This window comes from Microbacterium sp., from assembly GCF_035554235.1.
Taxonomy (GTDB): domain Bacteria; phylum Actinomycetota; class Actinomycetes; order Actinomycetales; family Microbacteriaceae; genus Microbacterium.
This window is the reverse complement of the sequence record NZ_DATMIO010000192.1, coordinates 1-4819: the sequence shown is the minus strand read 5'-3', so window position 1 is coordinate 4819 and position 4819 is coordinate 1. Positions and strand designations below refer to the sequence as shown.

Here is a 4819-nt window from a genome sequence, read left to right as displayed (position 1 = left end):
CGCCAGCCCAAACCACAGCGACAACCGCACGCTGATGCGCGTCATCCGCGAGATCGTCCGGATGCCCGTGGGGCTATCCGCCCGTCGATGGATGCTGGAACCGGCGATGTGGGCGCTGCGCACGGAGCCGGAACTCATCCTTAAGAGCAGGTGGGTCCTGCCCGGCATCCTCACCGACGCCGGCTTCACGTTTTCGCGGCCCGATCTCGAACAGGCGCTGAGGCGCATCGCGGCGGGAGCGCACCGGCCTCCGCCGCACGCGGCTCATGCCGTGCCGGATGCCGTCACACGAGGTCCATGAGCGCGGGGCCGAAGACGACCGCTGCCGCCACGGCGAGGCCTGCCGCAGCGAGGGCCACGATGGCGATGACCAGAACGTTCCCTGCGATGGCGAGCAGGGCGGCAGCGAGCACGGAGACGGCCCGGGTGGGCCGGGCGGGACGAGGTGCGGTGCTGATTGCTTCGGTCACAACTTCGAACGTAGACAGCCCGCATCCAACCAGCATCCGCCTGAAGTCGCATCATCGTCCGCCCACAGGATGATCCCCGCCCGCCCGCGGCATGTCTCGATGCTCCATCGTTTTCCTGAGTTCCCTTGTCGCCTGCGCCCGCACCTGATTTGCTCGAACGATGACACTTGGCCCCGTGTACGACTCGAACGGCAGCGTGTCTGGGTGGACCGAGGCGGACCGCCTCTACTCCGCGAACGGAGAGGTGATCGGCTGGCTGCGCGACGGCGCGGTGTACTCGCTGGGCGGCGCCCACGTCGGATGGCACGAGCGGGGGCAGTTCCGGGACGCGGCGGGGTGCGTGGTCGCGTGGGCGCAGGATGCGCTGGGCGGCCCGAACAAGCCGCGGAAACCCGGCGAGCCGCACCGACCCGCGCTCGGCAGCACCCCGATCCGTCCAAGCTTTTCGCGCCGCATGGGTCGCATCGCCTTCCTTCCGCACTGGAGCGAGCGGACGTGGGAGTCGTACCTCCACTGAGCCGCGTTTCTTTCCACCGTCTGCGGGCGTCGCTAACGTGAAACGCATGGCCACTGCTCCGCGCGTGCTCGATTGGCTGCTCGATTCCGACCCCGCGTTGCGCTGGCAGGTCGAGCGCGATCTGATGCACGCGCCGCCCGACATTTGGGAGGCGACGCGAGCGAGAGTCGCGACGGAGGGCTTCGGCGCTCAGCTGCTGGCGAAGCAGGATGCCGACGGCCAATGGGCTGGGGGCGCCTTCTTTCCGGCGGGCTTCTTCGGCAGTCCCGAGTCGAGCCGGCCGGGACAGCCCTGGGTGGCGACCACATGGGCGCTCAAAGACCTCCGCGAATGGGGTCTCGACGCGGCGGCGCTCGCCGGCACGGCCGAGAAGCTCGCCGCGAACAGCCGCTGGGAGTATGACGACCTGCCGTATTGGGGCGGCGAGGTCGACGTGTGCATCAACTCCTACACGCTGGCGAGCGGAGCCTGGCTCGGAGCAGACGTCTCAGCGCTCGCGGCGTGGTTTCCCGCGCACCGGCTCGCCGACGGGGGCTGGAACTGCGAGGCGGAGGAGGGCGATTCGACGCGGTCCTCGTTCCACTCGACGCTCAATGCGCTCCGCGGCATGCTCGCCTACGAGCGGATGACGGGCGACACCGGCCTCCGCGAGGCTCGACGAGGCGGCGAGGAGTATCTGCTCACGCGGCACCTCCTGTATCGGGCGACGACGGGCGAACTCGTCGGCGACTTCGCCACGCAGTTCGTGTACCCGAACCGGCACCGCTACAGCGCCCTGGTCGCGCTCGATCACTTCCGCGAGGTCGCGCTGGTCGATAAGGCACCGCCCGATCGCCGGCTCGCCGCCGCGGTCGACGTCGTGCGTGCCGCGCGACGACCGGACGGCACGTGGCTGCAGGGGGCTCCCCTCGCGGGTCGCACCTGGTTCGACGTCGATGCCCCCGAGGGTGAGCCGTCGCGGTGGCTCACTCTGATCGCAACTCGCGTGCTCGACTGGTGGGACGCCGCGCGGTGATGCCGCAGGGTGATGCCGCAGAGGTCTCCTCCGCGGTCGCCGGCGTCGCGCTGACGTGTCACATCCGGTCGTCGGCGCTCAGCGAGGCGCGGTAGAGGTCGGCCAGATCGCTGACGCCTCCGCGGATCGCCCTCCTCTGCGCCGATGCACCGTTGCCTCGGCGCACAAGGCGGTCGAGCCCATCGGCCACGACATCCAGGTCGCCATGCGCCTTCAGTGTTGGGGCGGCGTGCTCGAAGAGTGCGCGGATCGCGCGCTGGGCGGGAACGAGCCGTCCGTCGGCGTCCACGAGCTCGCCCCCCAGCCCGTAGCGAGCCGCGTGCCACAGTGCGGCGTCGCGGACGGTGCCCTCACGTGCGCTCGAAGTCGGCGGGCGCACTGCAGTCGCGGCACCCGCGGCGGCAAGCGCCCGGATGAGCAAGGCCAAGGTGAGCACGGAGCGGGGATCGAGCTGCGCATCGCACACCCGCAGCTCCAGCGTCGGGTACACCGACGACAATCGGGCGTTCCAGTTGATGGTGCCGCGGTCCAGCGTGGCACCCACGCCGATGAGCGCCGAGACGGTGTCGTCATAGTCACCGGCATCCGCGAACGCCGGCGGGACTCCGAACGTCGTCCATCGTCGACTGTGGATGGCGCGCCAGCTGTCGAAGCCGGTGTCGTGGCCCGACCAGAACGGCGAGTTGGATGACAGGGCGAGAAGTGTCGGAAGCCACGGGCGGAGCGCGTTCAGCGCCCTCACGCGATCCTCGCGGTCGTCGAGACCGATGTGCACGTGCAGCCCGTTGATCTGGTGCTCCGCGGTGATTCCGCCGATGTCATCCGCGATCCGGGCGTACCGCTCCCCCTCGCTCAAGTGCCCGCTCCCCCGGGTGCGGTACGGCGTTCCCGTTCCGGCCGCAACGGCACCTGCCTCCCCCGCCCAGCGTCCCAGGCGCCGGCGAAACGCCGAGACAGCTTCCCACGCCTCTGACGCTGTTTCGCACACGGGAGAGGCGAACTCCACCTGTGAGCGGAAGAACTCATGGGCGACGATCCCGCCGCCGGCGGCCGCGAGCGCGTGCACGGCGCCATCCGCGATGTCGACGGTCTGCAGCGTCGACGGGTCGAGGAGTACGAACTCCTCCTCAATCCCGAGCGTCGGACCCATGCCCCTCATGCAACACCATGGGGACGCCTACGGCAGGGGTTCCTTTCAGCTCAGGATGCCGGTGATCGCTGCGTCGACCGTTCGCTGTGCTGCGGCCTGGATGACGTCGGGCGGCTGTTGGCCCAGTGGCCCGTGGAGCGCGAGGAGCGCGCAGCCGTGCACGGCCGACCAGCACGGCCACTCTGCGCCCGGGCGCGCGGCGGGGGCGAGCTCGCCGGAGTCAACCAGTCCGTCGAGCGCGTCGAGCAGGAAAGCGAGGGGGGCGGGCACCGCGCCCGCGTCGTTCGATGCCGCCGAGCCGGCGCGGAATGCGTCCGGGCCCCCGAACGCCACATCGAACCAGCCAGGCTCGGCGAGGGCGAACGAGATGTAACCGAGGCCCACGGCGGTGAGTCGGGCCCGGGCCTCCGACATGCCGGGGTGTGCCGGTGGCTGGAGCGCCAGCATCCGCTCGGCCATGTCTGCCTGGATGCGGGTGGCCACGGCGGCGCGCAGGCTCTCGCGATCGGCGAAATGCCGATAGGCGGCGTTCGGTGACACGCCCACCGCCCGGGTGACGTCGCGCAGCACGAGGCCTTTCGACCCACCCGTGCGCGTCAGGTCGAGACCCGCGTCGATCAGCGCCAACCGGAGGTTGCCGTGGTGGTAGGTCGCACGCGCGAGATCCATCGCTCCCCTTGACGCCCGGTTATGGATGTGTATCCTGTGAACATACCATGTGTACAGCGTGCACATTCGAGACCCGCGGCAACGTCCGCGGCGAGACAGAAAGGCGAACCGATGGATGCCACGGCCACCGCTGCCCGCCCGCCCATCGCCGACGCCGACGAATGGCGTCGGCAGCTGGACGAACTTCGTGTGCGCGAGAAGGCGGCCACGCGTGAGCTCGATGCGATCGCCGCTCAGCGACGACGACTGCCGATGGTCGAGATGCCCGACTACGTCCTGCAGAGCGAGCACGGCCCGGTGCGGCTGGTGGATCTGTTCGAGGGAAAGACGCAGCTCATCACCTACCACCACATGTGGTGGCCCGGAAACGAGTGGCAGTGCCCCGGCTGCACGGGTTTCACCTCCCAGTTCACGCGACTCGACTTTCTCGACTCGTACGACGCCCGGTTCGTCATCGTCACCCAGGGTGAGATCGGCGAGGCCCTCGCCTACCGCGACAAGGTCGGCAACCGGATGACGTGGTACTCGACGGCCGGCAGCCCGTTCGGCGCGGATGTCGACGCCCCTCCCGGCGGCGGGTTCGCCGTGAACGTGTTCCTGCGCGACGGGGACACGGTCTACCGCACGTGGCACACGACCGGACGCGGCACCGAGCAGCTCACCCACACCTTCCCGCTCATCGACCTCCTGCCGTACGGCCGGCAGGAGGAGTGGCAGGACTCCCCCGAGGGGTGGCCGCAGCATCCGACCTACGAGGGCTGGCCCGGCTCGCAAGACATCGCGCGCGCGTACGGCCCGAATCGGCCCGCGTAGTCCCCCGAGCGGCAGGAGCGAGAACCACGGCCGTCCGCCCGTGGTCAGAGGGTCGCGAGGATCTCCTCCATCGTCGCTATTTCCGCAGTCTGGGTGTCGATGATGGTCTGGGCGAGCTCGATGGCATCCAGGTTCTGCCCGTGGTCGACTTCCTCCTGAGCCATATCGATCGCGCCCTCGTGGTG

At 69.7% G+C, this 4819-nt stretch carries 8 protein-coding genes; 4 read left to right on the top strand and 4 right to left on the bottom strand.

What is annotated here, in order from left to right; all coding sequences use genetic code 11:
* The coding region (locus tag VNT50_RS10060) for a DUF1731 domain-containing protein (RefSeq protein WP_325484978.1) at positions 1-301 on the top strand (301 nt) is incomplete at its 5' end.
* Here the strand turns inward: VNT50_RS10060 and VNT50_RS10055 are convergent.
* Positions 285-470 (bottom strand): hypothetical protein, encoded by a 186-nt coding sequence (locus VNT50_RS10055; protein WP_325484977.1) that lies wholly within the window; start codon positions 468-470, stop codon positions 285-287. The two genes, VNT50_RS10060 and VNT50_RS10055, sit on opposite strands and share 17 nt — an antisense overlap.
* Before the next feature lie 160 nt (positions 471-630).
* On the opposite strand from VNT50_RS10055, the gene VNT50_RS10050 reads away from it, so the two are divergent.
* Together VNT50_RS10050 and VNT50_RS10045 are read left to right on the top strand one after the other, a co-directional pair.
* Complete coding sequence (locus VNT50_RS10050) at positions 631-987, top strand: 4-fold beta flower protein (protein ID WP_325484976.1); 357 nt, start codon at positions 631-633, stop codon at positions 985-987.
* A 46-nt stretch (positions 988-1033) separates the two neighbouring features.
* On the top strand, positions 1034-2002 hold the full coding sequence (locus VNT50_RS10045) for a squalene cyclase (protein ID WP_325484975.1): 969 nt from the start codon (positions 1034-1036) through the stop codon (positions 2000-2002).
* A 58-nt stretch (positions 2003-2060) separates the two neighbouring features.
* Here VNT50_RS10045 and VNT50_RS10040 read toward each other — a convergent pair whose 3' ends face one another.
* Together VNT50_RS10040 and VNT50_RS10035 are read right to left on the bottom strand one after the other, a co-directional pair.
* Entirely contained in the window at positions 2061-3152 is a 1092-nt protein-coding gene (locus VNT50_RS10040) for a carboxylate-amine ligase (RefSeq protein ID WP_325484974.1), read from the bottom strand.
* Between the two features lie 45 nt (positions 3153-3197).
* On the bottom strand, positions 3198-3821 hold the full coding sequence (locus VNT50_RS10035) for a TetR/AcrR family transcriptional regulator (protein ID WP_325484973.1): 624 nt from the start codon (positions 3819-3821) through the stop codon (positions 3198-3200).
* A 111-nt stretch (positions 3822-3932) separates the two neighbouring features.
* Between VNT50_RS10035 and VNT50_RS10030 the strand changes: the two genes are divergently transcribed.
* Entirely contained in the window at positions 3933-4634 is a 702-nt protein-coding gene (locus tag VNT50_RS10030) for a DUF899 domain-containing protein (RefSeq protein ID WP_325484972.1), read from the top strand.
* 44 nt (positions 4635-4678) lie between these two features.
* On the opposite strand, the gene VNT50_RS10025 is transcribed toward VNT50_RS10030, so the two are convergent.
* On the bottom strand, positions 4679-4819 hold a 141-nt coding region (locus VNT50_RS10025), incomplete at its 5' end, for a DUF305 domain-containing protein (protein ID WP_325484979.1).